Source organism: Acinetobacter sp. 22512 (genome assembly GCF_052044755.1).
Lineage (GTDB): Bacteria > Pseudomonadota > Gammaproteobacteria > Pseudomonadales > Moraxellaceae > Acinetobacter > Acinetobacter pittii.
Genome location: NZ_JBQENP010000012.1, coordinates 57,822 through 77,718, shown reverse-complemented (window position 1 = coordinate 77,718; position 19,897 = coordinate 57,822). Strand labels below are relative to the sequence as shown.

Annotated in this window: 17 protein-coding genes and 1 pseudogene; 14 read left to right on the top strand and 4 right to left on the bottom strand. The window is 41.6% G+C overall.

Annotated features, from left to right (window positions below):
• Positions 1-150 precede the first annotated feature (150 nt).
• Positions 151-1,521 (bottom strand): phosphomannomutase/phosphoglucomutase, encoded by a 1,371-nt coding sequence (locus ACTJJG_RS13480; RefSeq protein ID WP_005804802.1) that lies wholly within the window; start codon positions 1,519-1,521, stop codon positions 151-153.
• Positions 1,522-1,895: 374 nt separating this feature from the next.
• Here ACTJJG_RS13480 and lldP point away from each other — a divergent pair, with 374 nt between their 5' ends.
• From lldP to dld, 4 genes are all read left to right on the top strand, one after another.
• Entirely contained in the window at positions 1,896-3,563 is a 1,668-nt protein-coding gene (gene lldP, locus ACTJJG_RS13475) for an L-lactate permease (protein ID WP_170815249.1), read from the top strand.
• Between the two features lie 19 nt (positions 3,564-3,582).
• Positions 3,583-4,335 carry a transcriptional regulator LldR gene (gene lldR, locus ACTJJG_RS13470; RefSeq protein WP_002120807.1) on the top strand — a complete coding sequence of 251 codons (753 nt, stop codon included), beginning with the start codon at positions 3,583-3,585 and terminating at the stop codon, positions 4,333-4,335.
• The gene (lldD, locus tag ACTJJG_RS13465; protein ID WP_045126663.1) at positions 4,332-5,477 is read left to right on the top strand and encodes an FMN-dependent L-lactate dehydrogenase LldD; all 1,146 of its coding nucleotides are present in this window, start codon (positions 4,332-4,334) and stop codon (positions 5,475-5,477) included. Before lldR ends, lldD begins: the two co-directional genes overlap by 4 nt.
• A gap of 292 nt (positions 5,478-5,769) precedes the next feature.
• A complete protein-coding gene (gene dld / locus ACTJJG_RS13460; RefSeq protein WP_032070576.1) occupies positions 5,770-7,476 on the top strand; it encodes a D-lactate dehydrogenase in 1,707 nt (568 codons plus the stop codon).
• A gap of 47 nt (positions 7,477-7,523) precedes the next feature.
• Here dld and ACTJJG_RS13455 read toward each other — a convergent pair whose 3' ends face one another.
• Together ACTJJG_RS13455 and ACTJJG_RS13450 are read right to left on the bottom strand one after the other, a co-directional pair.
• Complete coding sequence (locus ACTJJG_RS13455) at positions 7,524-8,738, bottom strand: amino acid aminotransferase (protein ID WP_002120735.1); 1,215 nt, start codon at positions 8,736-8,738, stop codon at positions 7,524-7,526.
• Positions 8,739-9,073: 335 nt separating this feature from the next.
• Positions 9,074-9,208, bottom strand: a pseudogene (locus tag ACTJJG_RS13450) (hypothetical protein).
• Positions 9,209-9,253: 45 nt separating this feature from the next.
• On the opposite strand from ACTJJG_RS13450, the gene ACTJJG_RS13445 reads away from it, so the two are divergent.
• The 9 genes from ACTJJG_RS13445 (at position 9,254) to ACTJJG_RS13405 (ending at position 18,138) form a co-directional block, all read left to right on the top strand.
• Entirely contained in the window at positions 9,254-9,964 is a 711-nt protein-coding gene (locus tag ACTJJG_RS13445; protein WP_001153627.1) for a GntR family transcriptional regulator, read from the top strand.
• On the top strand, positions 9,957-10,841 hold the full coding sequence (gene prpB, locus ACTJJG_RS13440) for a methylisocitrate lyase (RefSeq protein ID WP_002120750.1): 885 nt from the start codon (positions 9,957-9,959) through the stop codon (positions 10,839-10,841). The genes ACTJJG_RS13445 and prpB overlap by 8 nt, the downstream gene beginning before the upstream one ends.
• A 259-nt stretch (positions 10,842-11,100) precedes the next feature.
• Entirely contained in the window at positions 11,101-12,258 is a 1,158-nt protein-coding gene (gene prpC / locus ACTJJG_RS13435; protein ID WP_004795430.1) for a bifunctional 2-methylcitrate synthase/citrate synthase, read from the top strand.
• Entirely contained in the window at positions 12,258-14,864 is a 2,607-nt protein-coding gene (gene acnD / locus ACTJJG_RS13430; RefSeq protein ID WP_032070577.1) for a Fe/S-dependent 2-methylisocitrate dehydratase AcnD, read from the top strand. Before prpC ends, acnD begins: the two co-directional genes overlap by 1 nt.
• Positions 14,865-15,022: 158 nt before the next feature.
• A complete protein-coding gene (locus ACTJJG_RS13425) occupies positions 15,023-15,289 on the top strand; it encodes a hypothetical protein (RefSeq protein WP_005071845.1) in 267 nt (88 codons plus the stop codon).
• A 331-nt stretch (positions 15,290-15,620) separates the two neighbouring features.
• On the top strand, positions 15,621-15,755 hold the full coding sequence (locus ACTJJG_RS13420; RefSeq protein WP_080777074.1) for a zinc ribbon-containing protein: 135 nt from the start codon (positions 15,621-15,623) through the stop codon (positions 15,753-15,755).
• 122 nt (positions 15,756-15,877) lie between these two features.
• A complete protein-coding gene (locus ACTJJG_RS13415) occupies positions 15,878-16,453 on the top strand; it encodes a DUF4126 domain-containing protein (RefSeq protein ID WP_032070578.1) in 576 nt (191 codons plus the stop codon).
• 405 nt (positions 16,454-16,858) lie between these two features.
• Positions 16,859-17,368 carry a GNAT family N-acetyltransferase gene (locus tag ACTJJG_RS13410; protein ID WP_014208072.1) on the top strand — a complete coding sequence of 170 codons (510 nt, stop codon included), beginning with the start codon at positions 16,859-16,861 and terminating at the stop codon, positions 17,366-17,368.
• A 269-nt stretch (positions 17,369-17,637) separates the two neighbouring features.
• A complete protein-coding gene (locus tag ACTJJG_RS13405) occupies positions 17,638-18,138 on the top strand; it encodes an NUDIX hydrolase (protein ID WP_032070579.1) in 501 nt (166 codons plus the stop codon).
• 230 nt (positions 18,139-18,368) lie between these two features.
• Here the strand turns inward: ACTJJG_RS13405 and ACTJJG_RS13400 are convergent, their stop codons facing one another.
• Positions 18,369-18,713 (bottom strand): hypothetical protein, encoded by a 345-nt coding sequence (locus ACTJJG_RS13400; RefSeq protein WP_069030206.1) that lies wholly within the window; start codon positions 18,711-18,713, stop codon positions 18,369-18,371.
• Positions 18,714-18,828: 115 nt separating this feature from the next.
• Here ACTJJG_RS13400 and ACTJJG_RS13395 point away from each other — a divergent pair, with 115 nt between their 5' ends.
• The gene (locus ACTJJG_RS13395) at positions 18,829-19,248 is read left to right on the top strand and encodes an NUDIX hydrolase (protein ID WP_032070581.1); all 420 of its coding nucleotides are present in this window, start codon (positions 18,829-18,831) and stop codon (positions 19,246-19,248) included.
• The last annotated feature ends 649 nt before the right edge of the window (positions 19,249-19,897 follow it).

Sequence of the window (19,897 nt, the reverse complement as noted above, 5' to 3'; positions counted from 1 at the left end):
TTTTGTGGCTGTATTGTGATTGCTCAAAAATAGTATAAGCACCTGAATCATGATGTATTGGATGGCACTAATCTTACTTATGGGATGTTTTAGAAGTGATAAAAAATAGGAGGACTATAGTGTCCTCCTATTCTATTTGTATGACTTAAACTAAGACTGAATCAACCTAGTCAACTCATCTACATAACGCTGCATTGGCTGAGCTTGACGGTCTGCACGACTTTCAATATTGAGACGTAATAACGGTTCAGTATTTGAAGCACGGACGTTAAAACGCCATGCGCCAAAGTCGAGGCTTACACCATCGGTACGGTCAATTTGTGGATTTTGATCGGCATAAAAATCAAAAATCTTTTGAATAGTGATCTGTGTATCAGCTACTTTAAAGTTGATTTCACCACTGCAAGGGAACTTGGTAATCATGTTTTCAACTAAGGTTGAAAGTGATTGTCCTGTTTCAGAAAGTAGGGCAATAGTGAGTAACCAAGGAATCATACCGCTGTCGCAGTAAGCAAAGTCACGGAAATAGTGATGGGCACTCATTTCGCCGCCATATACCGCATTGTGTTCACGCATCACATCTTTAATGAACGCATGACCAGATTTTGACTGTACAGCGACACCTTTGTATTCATCTACGATATCAAATGTGTTCCACACTAAACGCGGGTCATGCACAATTTTCTCGCCTGATTGCTTAATCAAGAAAGCTTGAGCCAATAGACCAACAATATAGTAGCCTTCAATGAACTGACCTTTTTCATCAAATAAGAAGCAGCGGTCAAAGTCGCCGTCCCAGGCAATTCCCATATCTGCTTTATGCTCAATTACAGCATTACGGGTACTGTCACGGTTTTCAATTAAAATTGGGTTGGGAATCCCATTTGGGAAAGTACCATCTGCTTCATGGTGAATTTTAATAAATTCAATAGGTACGTTAAGCGTTTTAAATTTTTCTTCAATGGCATCAATGACATGACCCGCAGCCCCATTACCTGCGTTTACCACCAATTTAAGGGGGCGGATTTTTGCAGGTTCAATGTAGGTGATTAAGTGATCAACGAACTCAGGTAAAATGTTATAACTTTGCGTTGTACCTTTTTGACTAACTTCTTCAAAGTTATTGGTTTCTGCTAAAGCCTGAATTTCTTTTAAACCGGTATCAGCACTAATTGGACGAGCATTTTCTCGAACCAATTTCATACCGTTATAGTCCATTGGGTTATGACTCGCAGTTACTTCAATACCACCTTGTACATCTAAATGGAAAGCGGCGAAATAGACTTCTTCAGTTCCTGTCATGCCTAAATCAAGCACATTCACACCCGCATCATTTAAACCGCGGATGGTCGCTTGTTTTAAAGATTCACTGCTTAGACGAACATCACAACCTACAACCACGGTCTTTGGTTTATAGATTTGTCCATATGCGCGGCCAATTTTATAGGCGATTTCTTCATTCAATTCGGTGCCGAGTTTACCTCGGATATCATAAGCTTTAAAACACGTTAAAGTAGTCATTATTCAATTCAATACAAGTGGTTTGAGTTGTGTGCACATTATACATAGATCATCAAATAGGTATGTTTATAGTTTTTATATTCAAATTTTTCACTTCATTTCTGTAAGTCATATTTAAGTTTATAAGAAAGTATTTTTAAGACTTTAGTCTAATAAGAAAATTTCTAAATTAGAAAGAGCTTGATTTTACTTAGTACCATTGGTCTTACCAATTATGGTGACTATTTAATGATTGATCTTGCTGATATCTGCATTTATGATGTCTCCTGTGGTTTAAGGAACAACATTTGCACTTAATTTTTAATTGGTCATACCAATTGTGTTGAATGTTTAAGAATTTAAGGTACAAAAATTCGCCCCGGCATTTCAAGGAGATGACAATGCTCAATATGTGGCAACAACTTTATGACCCTTTAAATAATATTTGGCTGTCCAGTGCGGTTGCATTAATCCCGATTATTTTCTTCTTTTTAGCATTAGCAGTTTTTCGTTTAAAAGGCAGTATCGCGGGTACGGGCACAGTCATTATTGCATTATTGATTGCGCTCTTTTTCTATCAAATGCCGGGCCAAATGGCCTTTGCGTCAATCATTTACGGTTTCTTCTACGGTCTATGGCCAATTTCATGGATCATTATCGGGGCAGTTTTTCTATACAAAATTTCGGTAAAAACAGGCCAGTTTGAGATTATTCGGTCAAGCATTTTGTCAATTACCGAAGACCAACGTTTGCAAATGCTATTAGTTGGTTTTGCATTTGGTACTTTCCTTGAAGGGGCGGCGGGTTTTGGTGCTCCTGTAGCAATTACCGCTGCACTCCTTGTCGGTTTAGGGTTTAAACCACTTTATGCTGCTGGTTTATGTTTAATTGTAAATACGGCGCCAGTGGCATTCGGTGCAATGGGTATTCCAATTATTGTAGCGGGGCAGGTTTCTGGTGTAGACACCATGGAAATTAGCCAGATGGTGGGTCGTCAGTTGCCATTTTTAGTCATTATTGTGCTGTTCTGGATCATGGCGATTATGGATGGCTGGCGTGGTGTTAAAGAAACTTGGCCTGCGGTGTTAGTCGGTGGTGGTGCTTTTGCGATTGCCCAATATCTTACATCTAACTTCATTGGTCCAGAGTTACCAGACATTACTGCAGCAATTGCATCATTGGTGAGCTTAACTTTACTGTTCCGTGTTTGGAAACCCAAACATATTTTCCGTTTTGAACCTGAGGCGGGTCAAACTTTAACTCAACAACCTACTACGGTTCAACGTTATAGCATTGGCAAAATTGTGAAGGCATGGTCTCCATTTGCCATCTTAACGGTGATGGTCACCATCTGGAGTATTAAGCCATTTAAAGCATTATTTGCAAAAGATGGCGCTCTTGAGCACTGGATTTTTAAACTTGAAGTGCCGTATTTGCATAAATTGGTCGAAAAAATGCCGCCAATTGTGGCAGAGATGAAGCCATACGAAGCGATTTATAAGTTTGACTGGTTCTCTGCAACAGGTACTGCAATTTTTATTGCCGCAATCATCACTGCTATTTTCTTGAAAATGAAAGCAAGTGAGGCAGTTACAACCTTTGGTGAAACACTCAATGAGTTAAAAACACCGATTTATTCAATTGGTATGGTGTTGGCTTTTGCTTTTATTGCGAACTATTCAGGTTTATCTGCAACTTTGGCTTTGGCTCTATCGCATACGGGTCATGCGTTTACTTTCTTCTCACCATTTTTGGGCTGGCTTGGTGTATTCCTTACGGGTTCAGATACCTCTTCAAACGCTTTGTTCTCGGCTCTACAGGCGACTACGGCTCAGCAAATTGGTATTCCGGAAGTGTTATTGGTAGCTGCTAATACCAGTGGTGGTGTGACAGGTAAGATGATTTCTCCACAGTCAATTGCGATTGCGTGTGCAGCAGTAGGCTTAGTTGGAAAAGAATCTGACTTGTTCCGTTTCACGGTAAAACATAGCATCATATTCACTGTCTTTGTTGGCATCATTATTACGGTTCAGGCTTATCTGGTTCCGTGGATGATTCCATAACTCCAGTGAAGGAAACGCGATGAGAATCTCCGATCAAGTGGTCATGAAATTGCAGGCATTAATTGAAGAGCGTCACATGAAAAAAGGTGACCGTTTGCCTGCCGAACGCCAGCTTGCAACTAGTTTAGGAGTTTCTCGTCCGTCTTTGCGTGAAGCAATTCAACAGCTCAATAGTCAAGGGGTGCTCAGTAGCCGCCGTGGCGATGGGACTTATATTCAGCAGTTACCTGAACAGTGGCCACAGCAACTGATTGTGAACCCGATTAGTAACCTGATTGAAGAAGATCCGCTGTACCGTTTTGATGTGCAAGAGGCGCGGTTATTGCTTGAGGGTGGCACAGCTTGGTATGCCGCATTACGCTCAACGCCTGAAGATCGCGCCAAAATCCATCATTATTTTAATGAAATTAGTCGCCATCAAAATGCGGGTGACTCAGCACAGGCTGCGGTGGCCGATGCTGAATTCCACTTAGCGATTGCTGAAGCATCTCATAATGTGGTGCTGATTCAAATGATGCGTAGCCTGTTTGATTTGCTGCAATACAACGTCTTGTTAGGACGTAAGAAAGTTTATAACGATCCGGTCAATGGTGACTTGCTCAGCGAGCAGCATTTTCAGGTGATGGATGCTATTGATCGTAAAGATCCCGAAGCCGCACGCCAAGCTGTCTGCGGTCATATTGAATTTGTGATTAATCATGTGCGTTCTCTGGATGAAGATGAAGCTCGCCAGAAACGTGCAAATCGTTTAAATAGAGTTGATTCAAAATGATTATTTCTTCTGGCAATGATTATCGTGCTGCGGCACAACGTCGCTTACCTCCATTTTTATTTCACTACATTGATGGTGGAGCGTATTCGGAATATACCTTAAAGCGTAACGTACAAGATTTGTCAGAAATTGCATTGCGTCAACGTGTGCTCAACGACATGTCAGCGTTAAGTTTAGAGACAAAACTGTTTAACGAAACTTTGTCTATGCCGGTTGCATTAGCTCCTGTGGGTTTAACAGGTATGTATGCACGCCGTGGTGAAGTGCAGGCCGCGATGGCAGCCGATAAAAAAGGTATTCCATTTACGCTTTCAACGGTTTCGGTATGTCCGATTGAAGAAGTTGCACCTGCGATTAACCGCCCAATGTGGTTCCAGCTTTATGTATTACGTGACCGTGGTTTTATGCGTAATGCTTTGGAACGAGCAAAAGCAGCTGGCTGTTCAACACTTGTGTTTACTGTAGATATGCCTGTGCCAGGTGCACGTTACCGTGATGCCCATTCGGGGATGAGTGGACCAAATGCTGCGATGCGCCGTTATATGCAGTCTATGTTCCATCCACATTGGTCGTGGAATGTCGGCTTAATGGGGCGTCCGCATGACTTGGGTAATATCTCTAAATATTTAGGTAAACCGACTGGGCTTGAAGACTATATTGGCTGGTTAGGCTCGAACTTCGACCCATCCATTTCATGGAAAGACCTTGAGTGGATTCGTGAATTTTGGGATGGGCCAATGGTGATTAAGGGTATTTTAGACCCTGAAGATGCCAAAGATGCCGTGCGTTTTGGTGCAGATGGGATTGTGGTATCAAATCACGGTGGTCGTCAGTTAGATGGTGTGATGTCGTCTGCTCGTGCATTGCCTGCAATTGCCGATGCCGTTAAAGGTGATTTAGCGATTTTGGCTGACTCAGGCATTCGTAATGGCCTGGATGTGGTGCGTATGTTGGCACTCGGTGCAGATACGGTTTTACTTGGCCGTGCGTTTGTTTATGCCTTGGCAGCAGCAGGTGGACAAGGGGTCTCGAACTTACTTGATTTGATCGATAAAGAAATACGTGTTGCGATGACCTTAACGGGTGCTAAGTCGATTTCGGATATTAATGCGGATTGTTTAGTACAGGCGATGAAGTTCTAACATTTCCGTATTAACTTTGATGATATTGGCACGACGGAGTCTTATCGGAAAAAGTTCAATGTAAGTAGCTAATTGACGTTACTTTTTTAAAAAAGTAACCAAAAACTTTAGTTTCGATGACGGTACGTCCTTGCTACCGCATCGAAACGGCGGCATCCATGCCGCCAACCACGATAGTAAATACAGGGCTGATTCACATTAGGGAATGAGCTAATTAAATTATAAATTACAAACGGTAAGATCCCGTCGTGTTGGTCTAATTTGATAAATGGATGACCAAAAGGAAACCATCATGCAAACATTTTCTCCTCAAGCAGTGATCGAACGTTTACAGAATATTGTAGGGCGTTCTTATGTTTTGACCGATGATCAAAGTACGCGTCAGTACCGCCAAGGTCGTCGTTTTGGTGAGGGGAAAGTGCTTGCTGTGGTGGTGCCGGGGACCTTGCTAGAGCAATGGCAAGTGTTGCAGGCTGCAATTGAGGCAGACTGTATTGTGATTATGCAGGCGGCCAATACAGGACTCACTGGTGGTTCAACCCCATATGGCGATGATTATGACCGTCCTGTTTTGGTGATGAGTACGCGCCGATTAAAGGGCATTCAGGTCATTCATGACGGTAAGCAAGTGATTTGTTTGCCGGGTGCGACCTTAGATAATTTAGAGCAAATTTTAAAAGGCTATGACCGTGAGCCACATTCAGTAATTGGTTCATCTTGTATAGGTGCATCGGTACTTGGTGGGGTGTGTAATAACTCTGGTGGTGCCTTGGTACGCCGTGGTCCTGCGTATACTGAACTGGCGTTATATGCTCAGGTGAATGCTGCTGGTCAATTAGAACTGGTGAACCATTTAGGTGTGAATTTAGGCTCGACTCCTGAAGAAATTTTGACTCGTTTAGAGAAACAGCAATACCAAGCCTTAGATATTTTAGATGATGGCGAAAAGCAGGCGTCCGACCATCGCTATGCGCATGATGTAACGCAAGTTGATGAAGATACACCTGCACGTTTTAATGCAGACCCGTCACGTTTGTTTGAGGCTTCGGGTTCGGCAGGTAAAGTCTGTGTGTTTGCGGTACGTCTTGATACTTATGAAAAAGTAGAGAGCAATGTTTTTTATATTGGTACTAATGATGCCGATGACTTAACAGCGATTCGTCGTTACTTACTGACCTCACTGCCAAGCTTGCCAATTGCAGGCGAATATATTCATCGAGATGCTTACTTGATTGGTGAAAAGTATGGAAAAGACACGTTTTTATTTATTGAAAAGTTTGGCACAGCCAATGTTCCAAAAGCCTTTGCGATGAAAGATAAAGTCGATGGCTTTTTAGAAAAATTTAAAATTAAAGGTTTAACAGACCAGATTTTACAGGCGATTACCTTCTTTTTACCAAGTCATTTGCCTAAGCGTATGACCGAGTATCGAGACCGTTATGAGCACCATTTAGTTTTACGTGTCGAAAATAATTCAAAAGCACAGACTGAGCAGTTTTTAAAAGAATATTTTGCAGTGCACCAGTCAGGCGGTTATTTCGTATGCAGCGAAGAAGAAGGGCGAAAGGCCTTCTTACACCGTTTTGCGATTGCAGGAGCTGCAATTCGTTATCGCGATACGCACCGTAGTGAAGTTGAAGATATTGTGGCGCTTGATATTGCTTTACGTCGTAATGACCGTGAGTGGGTAGAGCAACTGCCGGCCGAGATGGAAAATAAAATCCTCCATAAACTCTATTATGGACATTTCTTTTGTCATGTGTTCCATCAGGACTATATTCTTAAAAAGGGTCATGACCCATTAGAAATGGAACATCAAATGTGGAAATTACTTGATGCGCGCCGTGCTGAATATCCGGCAGAGCATAATGTCGGGCATCTCTACATTGCTAAACCTGCTTTAGCCAATTTCTATCAAAAACTCGACCCAACCAATAGTTTTAATGTAGGGATTGGTCATACCTCAAAACTGAAATATTGGGGCAAAGCTAAATCTTAATATCGAGACATAAAAAAGGCGCCGAAGCGCCTTTTTTAATAGATGATTTATGCTGCTTCTACTGATTTAGCAAGCACTTCTGCAACTGCTTTAGCAACAGTGTAAACATTGTTCATGTTTAAACCTGCTACACAAATACGGCCACTACGTACTAAGTAGATTGCATATTCTTCACGCAAGATATCCACTTGCTCAGCAGTTAAACCTGTGTAGCTGAACATACCTTTTTGGTTTACAAGGTAGCTAAAGTCACGGTCTGGTAATGCTTTAGTAAGTTCATCTTTCAAGATGCTACGCATTTTAATAATACGCTCACGCATCTCTTTCACTTCGCCTTGCCATTGTTGGTTAAGTGCAGCGTCATTTAACACTTCGTCAACTAACCAAGCACCTGTTGTAGGAGGGCTAGAGTAAATACGGCGTACAGTCGCTTTCAACTGACCGAATGTGCACTGAGCAGCTTCTGCATCGTCACATACGAAAGTTAAGCCGCCAACGCGCTCGCCATATAAAGAGAAGATTTTAGAGAACGAGTTGCTCACAATGAAGTTTAGACCTGCTTGGTCTAAAGCACGGATTGCATACGCATCTTCTTCCATACCGTCACCAAAACCTTGGTAAGCGATGTCTAGGAATGGAATAAGGTTACGGTCTTTTAATACTGCAATCACTTGGTCCCATTGCGCTGGGTTTAAGTCAGCACCAGTTGGGTTGTGGCAGCATGGGTGCAATAACACAATGCTTTGCTCAGGCAAAGTTTTAAGTGTAGACAACATACCGTCAAAATCTACACCGCGCGTTTCTGCATCGAAATATGGGTAGAAATGAGTTTTGATACCAGCGCCATTGAAAATCGCAACGTGGTTGTCCCAAGTTGGTTGGCTTACCCAAACGTCTGAATTTGGGAAATAAGTTTTTAAGAAATCCGCACCAACTTTCAATGCACCTGAACCACCAAGTGTTTGGATGGTTACAGCACGGCCAGCTTTAACTGCTGGGCTGTTTGCACCGAATAAAAGTGCTTGAATTGCTTCACGGTAAGGTTTGAAGCCTTCCATTGGCAAATAAAGTTTGGTTTTACCGTTTTTAGGCTCGATACGCTTTTGCGCTTCAATAATGGTCTCTAACTGAGGAACAATGCTGTCTTCGTTATAATAAAGACCAATACTCAAGTTTACTTTTTCAGAACGAGTATCAGCATTGAACTGTTCCATTAAAGAGAGAATTGGATCGCCTGCGTATGGGGGGATATGTTGAAACATCAAAAAAGTCCTTTCATTCAACAATATGCATAGTGCTGGGTTTTTTCTGTCTCGAAAAATACGCTACAACTATGTCGATGCTCAATAATGTATCAATAAAGCTACCGTGAAGCACCTGATAATTTCACTAATATCGATATTTTCTGGATGAAAATGATAAAAAGATTTAAAAGAAATTACGGTAAATAGAAACTAATTTCTAACTCATGCTTTCATTCAAGCAGATTGTCTACAATCTTGCTGTAATACATTGGTTGTAGACTAAAGTTTGAAACAAAAGATTAGAGGTCGAAAAGTAGCTAAAAAAGTGCCATAAATCTATAGGTAAAATAATATTAAATAACTGTTTTATAAATACTAATTGGCAAGTGGTTTAATGCTTTAAATATAAGGTGATATAAGCGGTGAGGCTATAAAAATTGACCTGATGCGTTCTGTGAAGTGTCAACAATCACCTTGATTTTTTTCATTCATACCGCTATAAAACTCATAATTGATTAAAAATTGTCGACAATATGCAAGATTTGACCTTCGCACCAGAGCCACTACAAAGTCAGGGAAGAACACTGACCGAGAATGTATTTAAACAAATACAGACGGCGATTGTTTTGGGTCAAATTCCGGCAGGTAGCAAAATTTCTGAGCCTGAACTGGCGCGGACTTATGGTATTAGCCGTGGGCCTTTGCGTGAAGCGATTCATCGCCTCGAAGGTCAACGTTTGGTTGAGCGCACTGCACATGTGGGCGCGCGCGTGGTTTCGCTTTCACTGCAACAGTTTAAAGAGCTTTACCAGATTCGTGCGTCATTAGAAGGTTTGGCTTGCAAACTTGCGGCACAGCATATTGATAAAAAGCAAATCTTGGCGCTACGTGATGTTTTGCGTATGCATGCTGAAGATGAAAACTTTAAAGCAGGTAAGGGATATTACTTGCAAGAAGGGCAGGACGATTTTCACTACTGCATTATCAAAAGTAGTGGCAATAAAACCCTAGAAAAAATGCTATGTGATGAGCTTTATCACCTCATCCGTATGTACCGAATTCAGTTTTCAAACACACCCGATCGACCGAGCAAAGCTTGGGACGAACATATCCGTATTTTAGATGCAATTGCAGAAGGCGATGGTGAACTTGCCGAGCTGCTCATGCATCGACATATCAATGCTTCTTACAAAATTATTGAGCAAACACTGCTACAAGCACAAGGAGAACATAACAATGGCTAAACAATCCGCAGGTCAGCTATTTCGCGATGCAGTAGCCCAAGAAAAGCCATTACAAGTGGTTGGAACCATCAATGCCAATCATGCACTTTTGGCAAAACGTGCAGGTTATAGAGCGATTTACTTATCAGGTGGTGGTGTAGCCGCTGGTTCTTTAGGCTTACCTGATTTGGGAATCAGTAACCTTGATGATGTGTTGACAGACGTACGCCGTATTACCGATGTATGTGATCTTCCATTATTAGTCGATGCTGACACAGGCTTTGGTGCTTCTGCATTTAACATTGCTCGAACTACAAAAGCACTGATCAAGTTTGGTGCTGCGGCAATGCATATTGAAGACCAAGTGGGCGCAAAACGTTGTGGTCACCGTCCGAACAAAGCCATTGTGACTCAAGAAGAAATGGTTGACCGTATTAAAGCAGCGGTCGATGCGCGTGGTGATGACAGCTTCGTGATTATGGCGCGTACCGATGCATTGGCTGTAGATGGCTTACAAGCTGCCATTGACCGTGCGGGTGCCTACATTGAAGCGGGTGCAGACATGTTGTTCCCTGAAGCAATTACCGAGCTTGATATGTACAAGCAATTTGCTCAGAAGACTGGCGCACCAATTTTGGCAAACATTACCGAGTTTGGTTCTACACCACTGTTTACTACTGAAGAGTTAGCATCTGCCGATGTAAGCCTTGCGCTTTATCCGCTTTCTGCTTTCCGTGCTATGAACAAAGCAGCCGAAACTGTGTATGAAACCTTGCGTAAAGAAGGCACGCAAAAGAACGTGGTTGATATTATGCAAACGCGTAAAGAGCTATATGAACGCATTAACTACTACGCGTTTGAAGACTACTTAGACAACGCATTTGCTAAAAAGAAATAAACAAGCCCTCTTTTAAAAGAAGGGGAAGCGATGGTCTTGGCTATCGTGAGGGCGGCATGGATGCCGCTACGTTGGACTGCGATATAGGGATATATCGTCAGACCAACAAGGATTTTTGCTTACTTTTCATCCGTGAAAAGTAAGGCGAACGGCAGGTTAATCCAAAAATTGGATGAGAACTCGGCAAGAAGCTGTCGCGTTTTTACCCAAGTAAAAATTGAACAAACAACAAATTCTGGTTGATATAAAGGATGATTCTATGAGCTCAAATGAAACAACAACAGGCTTCAAACCAAAAAAATCAGTTGCACTTAGCGGACAAGTTGCAGGCAACACAGCACTGTGTACCGTAGGACGTAGCGGTAACGACTTGCACTATCGTGGCTATGACATTCTTGACCTTGCAGCAGGTAGCCAGTTTGAAGAAGTTGCTCACTTGCTCGTACATGGCAAATTACCAAACAAAGCTGAACTCAAAGCGTATAAAGCAAAATTAAAAGCACTTCGTGGCTTACCTGCAGCACTTAAAACTGCACTTGAGCAATTACCACCGTCTGCACACCCAATGGATGTGATGCGTACAGGTGTTTCAGTTCTAGGTTGCTTAACGCCAGAACATGAAGACCATAACGAAGCGGGCGCAAAAGACATTGCTGACAAATTAATGGCAAGCTTAGGTTCAATGCTGCTTTATTGGTATCACTTCAGCAACAACGGTCGTCGTATTGAAGTTGAAACAGATGACGACTCAATTGCAGCGCATTTCTTACATTTACTTCATGGCGAAAAACCATCTGAAGAATGGATTCAAGCAATGCATACATCGCTTATTTTGTATGCTGAGCACGAGTTTAACGCATCGACATTTACGTCACGTGTAGTTGCAGGTACAGGTTCAGACATGTACTCAGCAATTACAGGCGGTATTGGTGCACTTCGCGGACCTAAGCACGGTGGTGCAAACGAAGTTGCATTCGTGATTCAACAGCGTTACGACAACGCAGACGAAGCAGAAGCTGACATCCGTAAACGTGTTGAAAATAAAGAAGTTGTGATCGGTTTTGGTCACCCTGTATATACAGTTTCTGACCCACGTAACGAAGTGATCAAGAAAGTTGCGCACGACTTAGCAGAAGCACAAGAGAACACCAAAATGTACCTCATCGCTGAGCGTTTAGAAGCAGTGATGAAAGAAGTGAAAAACATGTTCCCGAACCTCGACTGGTTCAGTGCGGTGAGCTATCACTTAATGGGTGTTCCAACTGCAATGTTTACACCGTTATTCGTAATTGCACGTACAGCAGGCTGGTCAGCGCACGTGATTGAACAACGTCAAGACGGCAAAATCATTCGTCCAAGCGCGAACTACACAGGCCCTGAAAACCTCGAATTTAAACCATTGGCGGAGCGTGGTTAATGAACACAAAATACCGTAAACCGCTGGCAGGAACCCAGCTTGAATATTACGACGTGCGTCAAGCCGTTGAAGATATTCAGCCAGGCGCATACGAAAAACTGCCTTACACATCTAAAGTACTTGCAGAGCAATTGGTACGCCGTGCCGATGCCGAGAACTTAACTGCCTATTTAACGCAGTTGATTGAACGCCGTCAGGACTTGGACTTTCCTTGGTACCCTGCGCGCGTGGTGTGTCATGACATTTTGGGTCAAACTGCATTGGTTGACCTTGCAGGCTTACGTGATGCAATTGCAGACAAAGGCGGTGACCCATCTAAAGTTAACCCAGTTGTGCCAACACAACTGATTGTCGACCACTCTTTAGCAGTGGAATACGGTGGTGCTGACCCAGACGCTTTTGCAAAAAACCGTGCTGTTGAAGACCGTCGTAACGAAGACCGTTTCCACTTTATTGAGTGGACTAAAACAGCATTTAAAAATGTCGATGTAATCCCTGCGGGGAACGGCATTATGCACCAGATTAACCTAGAGAAAATGTCTCCGGTGATTCAGGCGCGTGATGGCGTAGCATTCCCAGACACTTGCGTCGGTACAGACTCACATACACCACATACAGACGCTTTGGGCGTAATTTCTGTGGGTGTGGGTGGTTTAGAAGCTGAAAATGTAATGTTGGGCCGTGCATCTTGGATGCGTCTGCCAGACATTATTGGTGTTGAGTTTGTAGGTCAGCGTCAGGCAGGCATTACAGCAACAGATATCGTACTTGCTCTGACTGAGTTCTTGCGTAAAGAGCGCGTGGTTGGTGCTTACCTTGAGTTCTTTGGTGAAGGCGCTGACAGTATGTCTGTGGGCGACCGTGCAACCATTTCGAACATGACTCCAGAATATGGCGCTACGGCTGCGATGTTCTACATCGACCAAAACACAATCGACTACTTACGCCTCACAGGCCGTGAAGATGCTCAAGTGGCATTGGTTGAACAGTACGCAAAAGAAATCGGCCTATGGGCAGCTGACATGACCAAAGCAGAGTACCCACGTGTACTTCGTTTTGACCTATCGACAGTCACACGTAATATTGCTGGCCCATCAAACCCACATGCACGTGTTTCAACTGCGGACCTAAAAGAAAAAGGCATTGCAGGTGTTGTTGAAAACCGTTCTGATGGCTTAATGCCAGATGGCGCAATCATTATTGCCGCAATTACTTCGTGTACCAATACTTCTAACCCACGTAACACTGTGGCGGCAGGTTTGTTGGCACGTAAGGCAAATGAACTTGGTTTAGTTCGTAAACCTTGGGTGAAATCATCATTTGCACCGGGTTCAAAAGCGGCTGCACTTTACCTTGAAGAAGCGGGTGTTCTAAAAGACTTAGAACAACTTGGTTTTGGTATTGTGGCTTACGCTTGTACGACTTGTAATGGTATGTCGGGTGCGTTAGATCCAGTCATTCAACAAGAAATTATTGACCGTGACTTGTACGCAACAGCAGTACTCTCTGGTAACCGTAACTTCGATGGCCGTATCCATCCTTATGCAAAACAAGCATTCTTGGCATCTCCACCGCTTGTTGTGGCATATGCAATTGCAGGTACGATTCGTTTTGACATCGAAAAAGATGCGTTAGGTCATGACAAAGAAGGTAACCCGATTTACCTCAAAGACATCTGGCCGTCTGATGCTGAAATTGATGCCTTAGTTAAAGAAGCCGTGAAGCCTGAACAGTTCCGTAAAGTCTACATTCCAATGTTTGACTTAGGTGAAGTTGAGCAAGCGAAAAGCCCACTTTACGACTGGCGTCCGCAAAGTACTTACATCCGCCGTCCACCATATTGGGAAGGGGCGTTGGCTGCACCACGTACTTTGGCGAATATGCGTCCGCTTGCGATTTTGGGTGACAACATCACTACCGACCACTTGTCGCCTTCAAACGCGATTTTGATGGACTCGGCTGCGGGTGAATACCTTCATAAAATGGGCGTACCAGAAGAAGACTTCAACTCATACGCAACGCACCGTGGTGACCACTTGACTGCACAACGTGCAACATTTGCCAACCCGAAACTCTATAACGAAATGGTGGTTCGATCAGACGGTACCATTAAGCAAGGTTCAAAAGCGCGTGTAGAGCCAGAAGGCGAAGTGATGCGTATGTGGGAAGCGATTGAAACCTACATGAACCGTAAGCAGCCGTTAATTATTATTGCGGGTGCTGACTACGGTCAGGGTTCAAGCCGTGACTGGGCTGCAAAAGGTGTACGCCTTGCAGGTGTTGAAGCGATTGTGGCTGAAGGTTTTGAGCGTATTCACCGTACTAACTTGGTGGGTATGGGCGTGTTACCACTTGAGTTTAAACCGGGCGTAAACCGCAAGACGTTAAAACTAGATGGTACAGAGCTTTATAGTGTGATTGGTAATATTGCGCCGCGTTCGACTTTAACTTTAGTGATTGAACGTGCCACAGCGGATGGTAAAGAAGAGATTCTTGAAGTGCCTGTGACTTGCCGTTTAGATACAGAAGAAGAAGTTTCTGTATATGAAGCGGGCGGTGTATTACAGCGTTTTGCGCAAGACTTTTTAGAAGGCCAAGTGGCTTAATTTTTAGTCTACAACTGATTGAAAATTATTCTAAAGAGCCCTATCTTGATGATGGGGTTTTTTACTATACATTGTGTAAAAAGAGTTGATAGCCTCATAAAAATTGCATTTAAAATAGATTTTTTTAGATAAATATCCATATAAAAAAGGATCAAAAATTGGAAACAACAAATAAATTAGATAATCAAGCTGAGAGGAAGTTACCAGTTAAAGCTCATCTATTATGTGGCTGGCCACTCGTACTTATGTTGGTTGGAGGTGCTATTGGTGGAGCTCTTGGAGCAAGTGCCTATGGTATAAATGTTAAGATCTATAAAGCAAACTTATCAAATATCGCTAAAGTACTACTCAATTTGTTGACAGGTTTAACAGCTATTATTCTTATGCTTATTGCGGCAAATTTGATTCGAATGTATTTTCTTTAAAGTGATTTATCGTATAAAAAAAGCCCGACATCCTGTCGGGCTTTTTTGTATTTGGTTGCTAGATATGACTCCTGTCGTATCTCACGATCCTGATGCATGAACCTATTATTGTTGTTTTATGTTCCGGAACATTCTGTTCCTGTATGAGTTCATATTAGAAAAAAAGCAGGAGACAGCCAATCCGCTAAATCCCTAAATCTATGTAAGATAAATCGTACAAATAACATTTTTTGCATTTATGCCATCATCATCGGGCGAAATGGACAATTGACATTCACTTTAAGTGGGTTATATTCCTGTTTAATATATATACGATTATAGGAATGTAATCATGGTAACAGCTGGCGAAAAACCCGGAACAGGCTTCTATTTCTGTGCTCAGTGCGGACATAGAGTGTTTTTAGAAATTAACACAGACCCTTTACCACCTTGCACTAAATGCTATTGCACTGAGTTTAAACGTTAAGAATGAAATAATATTTGCGTTCGCATTTAACAAAAAGCCCTGTCACCCGATGGGGCTTTTTGTTAGTTTAAAAATAAGACTTACATAACAAGACCCGCGATGGGCATGAAAAGGAAACCGTTATGGAAACAATATTGGGTTTATGTATTGGCGTGGGGCTGAGCGCTGCCTGCGGTTTTCGCGTGTTTGTGCCGCTACTGGTCATGAGCATTGCCACCATGATGGGATGGTTTGAGCCATCGAAAGGATTTGAATGGTTAGCTCTGCCATCGGTGTGTTTGGCTTTGGGCGTGGCAACGGTATGTGAAATTGCAGCCTATTACATTCCTTGGGTCGATAATGCCTTAGACACAGTCGCGACTCCTGCGGCGATGATCGCGGGTACATTAGCGACAATGGCGGTTAGTAGTGGCGAAATGTCTCAGTTTGCCAGTTGGGCGGCAGCGATTATTGTGGGCGGTGGTACGGCTGGTGTGGTGCAAATGAGTACAGTCGCTGCACGCGGTGTTTCGACTGCAACTACGGGTGGCTTGGGTAATTTTGTCGTTGCGACAGGAGAGTGGATTGGAGCAATCTTACTTTCAGTTTCAGCCATGTTAGTGCCTGCGCTTGTCGCGGTAGTAGTGCTGATTGCGGTAATTTTAGCGGTACGTTGGATACGCCATAAAAAGCAAGAACAGGCGCATAGTCCTCTATAGGTTTAGCCTAAACATCATTTTTAAACAGCAATAAAAAAAGCCCAACATCCTGTTGGGCTTTTTCGTATTTGGGTACTAGATATGACTCCTGTCGTATCTCACGCTCCTGGTGCTTGAACCTATTATTGTTGTTTTGTGTTCCGGAACATCCTGTTCCTGCATGAGTTCATAATAGTAAAGAAGGAGGGTGTCGCCAATCCGCAAAATCCCTAAAAGTTTGTAGGTTAAAACGTACATTGAAACATGGTGTAGGGCGTTTTGTAGTTACAGAGGGGGCGAATAGAGGGGGCTTACTTTTACCTAATCATTTAAGATGTTGAGAAGAATAAGAGTTGCTATTGATAACAATATGTTATGTTTAAGTTTGGTTGTAAAAAGAACAATTTTATCGGGAGTAATGAATAAATGACCGTTATGTTGGTAAAACCTCATTTAAGGTTTAAAGAGAGTTATAACAACTATATTAATGAATTAGCAGATGAAGATCGTCACCCTTTGACAACGGAGTTTGACCATACAAATTTTGAATCATTTTTGAATAAACTGAGAGATTATGAAAAAGGGGAATCCCTAGAAGAAGGGCATGTTCCCAACATTACATATTGGTTAGTAGAAGGTAATGAAATTATTGGCGCGTCTAACTTGCGACTTAAACTCAATGAACAGATTGAATATTGTGGTGGGCATATTGGTTTAGGTATTCGTCCTTCTAAACGTGGACAGAATTTTGGCTCGAAATTGTTAGAGCTTACAATTCAGGAGGCATGGAAGCTAGGCCTAACGGAGTTACATATACATTGTTATAAATCTAATTTAGCTTCTGCAAAAACTATTCAAGCAAACAATGGCCGCCTTCACTCTGAAATTACTCTCAACCAAGTAGTTCAAAGGTATGTTGTGAATAAAACAGTATAAGAATTTTCTTTTAGGTTATTTTTAAATGGCAATAAAAAAAAGCCCCACATCCTGTCGGGCTTTTTCGTATTTGGTTGCTAGATATGACTCCTGTCGTATCTCACGCTCCTGGTGCTTGAACCTATTATTGTTGTTTTATGTTCCGGAACATCCTGTTCCTGTATGAACTCATCATAGGAAAAAAGTAGGAGGTCGCCAATCCGCAAAATCCCTAAAAGCTTGTAGGTTAAAGCGTACATTCAGAAATAATTTAACTTTTCAAAGTGAATATGAATAATAGCCACCTTGTTGCTTTAAGAAAAAATCAAATGCGTATTAGAAAATCTTCAAGACTATTAGTTCTTAATGAAAATCATCAAATTTTGTTATTTCAGTTTACTCATACAAATGATGCTTTGGCTGGACAATCATATTGGGCAACCGTAGGTGGCGGGCTTGAAGAAGGGGAAACTTTCGAGCAAGCAGCTTGCCGAGAGCTTTATGAAGAGTTGGGCGCAGTCAGACAAAATGTAGGCACTCATGTTGCAACACGCAATTTTGAAATGATGTTGCCGAGTGCAGAAGTTGTGATTTCTGAAGAAAGGCTTTTTATTGTTTTTATTAAAAATGAAGAAGTGAATACAGCAAACTGGTCAGAACATGAAAAGCTTGTGATTAGTAAAAGCCGTTGGTGGACGTTTGAAGAGCTAAGCCAAACAGATGAGATTGTTTATCCAAACAACATTCCTAATATTCTTGCAGATAGCCTACCTGAGATTTTTAATCCCTAGAATCTTCCAATATTCAGATATAAAAAAAGCCCGACGTCCTGTCGAGCTTTTTCGTATTTGGTTGCTAGATATGACTCCTGTCGTATCTCACGCTCCTGGTGCTTGAACCTATTATTGTTGTTTTATGTTCCGGAACATCCTGTTCCTGTATGAGTTCATATTAGGAAAAAAGAGGGGTGTCGCCAATCCGCAAAATCCCTAAAAGTTTGTAGGTTAAAACGTACAAGCCATTAATCATTTTGAGGTAAAGGCCAAAGAATATCTTTGTTTTTCTTAAATTCTTTATACCAATATTGGCTTATAAGCTCTTTGTCATCTCTATCAAAATGATAAACAAATATATTCAAAGCTTCATTTAATTCGAGATCATAGCGGAATTTGGCAGTAGCTAAATGTGCCTGTATTTCATATAACTGATTAAATATAGGTAGAGAATCTTCATAAGTTAATAATTGGATTTGTTGAAGAAGTTCTTTTATTTGAAGTTCATACGCATCCAAGATTCTTGCAAGATCAATAGTTACATCTCTATAGGTGTTAAGTCTTTGCTCAAATTCGTCCCATGTATAGTTCATTCTAATAAATGTTCAAAAATTTAATGTAAGCACAGAATAGCTTGATTGATTATAAAGTTGCTGAGATTTTACTAAGTTTTATAATATCCACTTAAATTTAAAGAAGAAAATGATCATGACTTTAATAGAAAAAGTGGTTCCTGTGGTATTTAGGGAAATAAATAATAACTTGGAGATTTTAGTATTTAGACATCCGTTAGCAGGAATTCAAATCGTTAAAGGCACCGTGGAGCATCAAGAACAGTTAGAACACGCCGCTTTGCGTGAGCTTTATGAAGAATCTGGAATAAAGAGTGCTCAAATTCATTCATACCTAGGTAAACATATTCCTTCAGAGGCAGGGCCTGATTGGCATGTTTTTGTGTGTAGTACACATGAGGCTTTAAAAGATAAATGGTCACATTTTTGTGAAGATGATAATGGATTAACTTTCGATTTTTTCTGGCATCCTTTTTTAAACCCTCCAACAGAAGAATGGCATCCTCTTTTTAAAGAATTATTTGAATTTATTAAATCTAAACACAAGCTCAACTAACCAAACATCTTTAAGCCTCTGCGCCACAACAGGCTTTAATCTTTTGCGCTGATTTAAAGTAATAAACCATTGCAGCACAGAGATAAAGGAGCTAAGCCAAACGCTTATCCCAGACTACTTTTGTCACACCGCTGCATGAAGCTAAAAAGTAGGGGCAAAGTCCCGTGGGAGAACAGGACTTTGCAAACTGAAAAACCATAGCTACCTAGAACGAAACTTAAAGCCATAATAGGTTTATAAATTGTCATAATATTCTCATAGTGATTTATATCCATGAGTAGAATAAAAATATAATAAATTTAAAATAATTTTTAGGTAATAATTAATCCTCCTAAAAATATAGGAAAATAAAATAATTAAATTTTTAAAATAAAATTAATTTATAAATTTAAAAAACTAGGCATTAAAAACCTAAATTTTAAATAAATAAAATAGTTAAATGAGAGAGGGAATAAGTTTGAAAAATGTCATAGTCAACTCCTTAAAATTATGGAGTCCTACCACCAGATTACCGCGAATTAATTTATGGTGGTAGAACGAAAGGGGGTTGACAGACTGGACTCGTAGAACCAGCACGCACGGGGCGTCCCCCTCCCGTCCTACCGCAAAGAAAAGGGGACGCAAGGGTCTAACGACTTATAGATTGTAC

Excerpts from the sequence above, each read along its gene's own strand:
- ACTJJG_RS13410 (WP_014208072.1), top strand. The coding sequence starts at position 16,859 with ATGACCGTTATGTTGGTAAAACCTCATTTAAGGTTTAAAGAGAGTTAT.
- ACTJJG_RS13415 (WP_032070578.1), top strand. The coding sequence starts at position 15,878 with ATGGAAACAATATTGGGTTTATGTATTGGCGTGGGGCTGAGCGCTGCC.
- lldP (WP_170815249.1), top strand. The coding sequence starts at position 1,896 with ATGACAATGCTCAATATGTGGCAACAACTTTATGACCCTTTAAATAAT.
- ACTJJG_RS13400 (WP_069030206.1), bottom strand. The coding sequence starts at position 18,713 with ATGAACTATACATGGGACGAATTTGAGCAAAGACTTAACACCTATAGA.
- prpC (WP_004795430.1), top strand. The coding sequence starts at position 11,101 with ATGAGCTCAAATGAAACAACAACAGGCTTCAAACCAAAAAAATCAGTT.
- ACTJJG_RS13445 (WP_001153627.1), top strand. The coding sequence starts at position 9,254 with ATGCAAGATTTGACCTTCGCACCAGAGCCACTACAAAGTCAGGGAAGA.
- ACTJJG_RS13480 (WP_005804802.1), bottom strand. The coding sequence starts at position 1,521 with ATGACTACTTTAACGTGTTTTAAAGCTTATGATATCCGAGGTAAACTC.
- acnD (WP_032070577.1), top strand. The coding sequence starts at position 12,258 with ATGAACACAAAATACCGTAAACCGCTGGCAGGAACCCAGCTTGAATAT.
- ACTJJG_RS13405 (WP_032070579.1), top strand. The coding sequence starts at position 17,638 with ATGAATAATAGCCACCTTGTTGCTTTAAGAAAAAATCAAATGCGTATT.
- prpB (WP_002120750.1), top strand. The coding sequence starts at position 9,957 with ATGGCTAAACAATCCGCAGGTCAGCTATTTCGCGATGCAGTAGCCCAA.
- ACTJJG_RS13395 (WP_032070581.1), top strand. The coding sequence starts at position 18,829 with ATGACTTTAATAGAAAAAGTGGTTCCTGTGGTATTTAGGGAAATAAAT.
- ACTJJG_RS13455 (WP_002120735.1), bottom strand. The coding sequence starts at position 8,738 with ATGTTTCAACATATCCCCCCATACGCAGGCGATCCAATTCTCTCTTTA.
- ACTJJG_RS13420 (WP_080777074.1), top strand. The coding sequence starts at position 15,621 with ATGGTAACAGCTGGCGAAAAACCCGGAACAGGCTTCTATTTCTGTGCT.
- dld (WP_032070576.1), top strand. The coding sequence starts at position 5,770 with ATGCAAACATTTTCTCCTCAAGCAGTGATCGAACGTTTACAGAATATT.
- lldD (WP_045126663.1), top strand. The coding sequence starts at position 4,332 with ATGATTATTTCTTCTGGCAATGATTATCGTGCTGCGGCACAACGTCGC.
- lldR (WP_002120807.1), top strand. The coding sequence starts at position 3,583 with ATGAGAATCTCCGATCAAGTGGTCATGAAATTGCAGGCATTAATTGAA.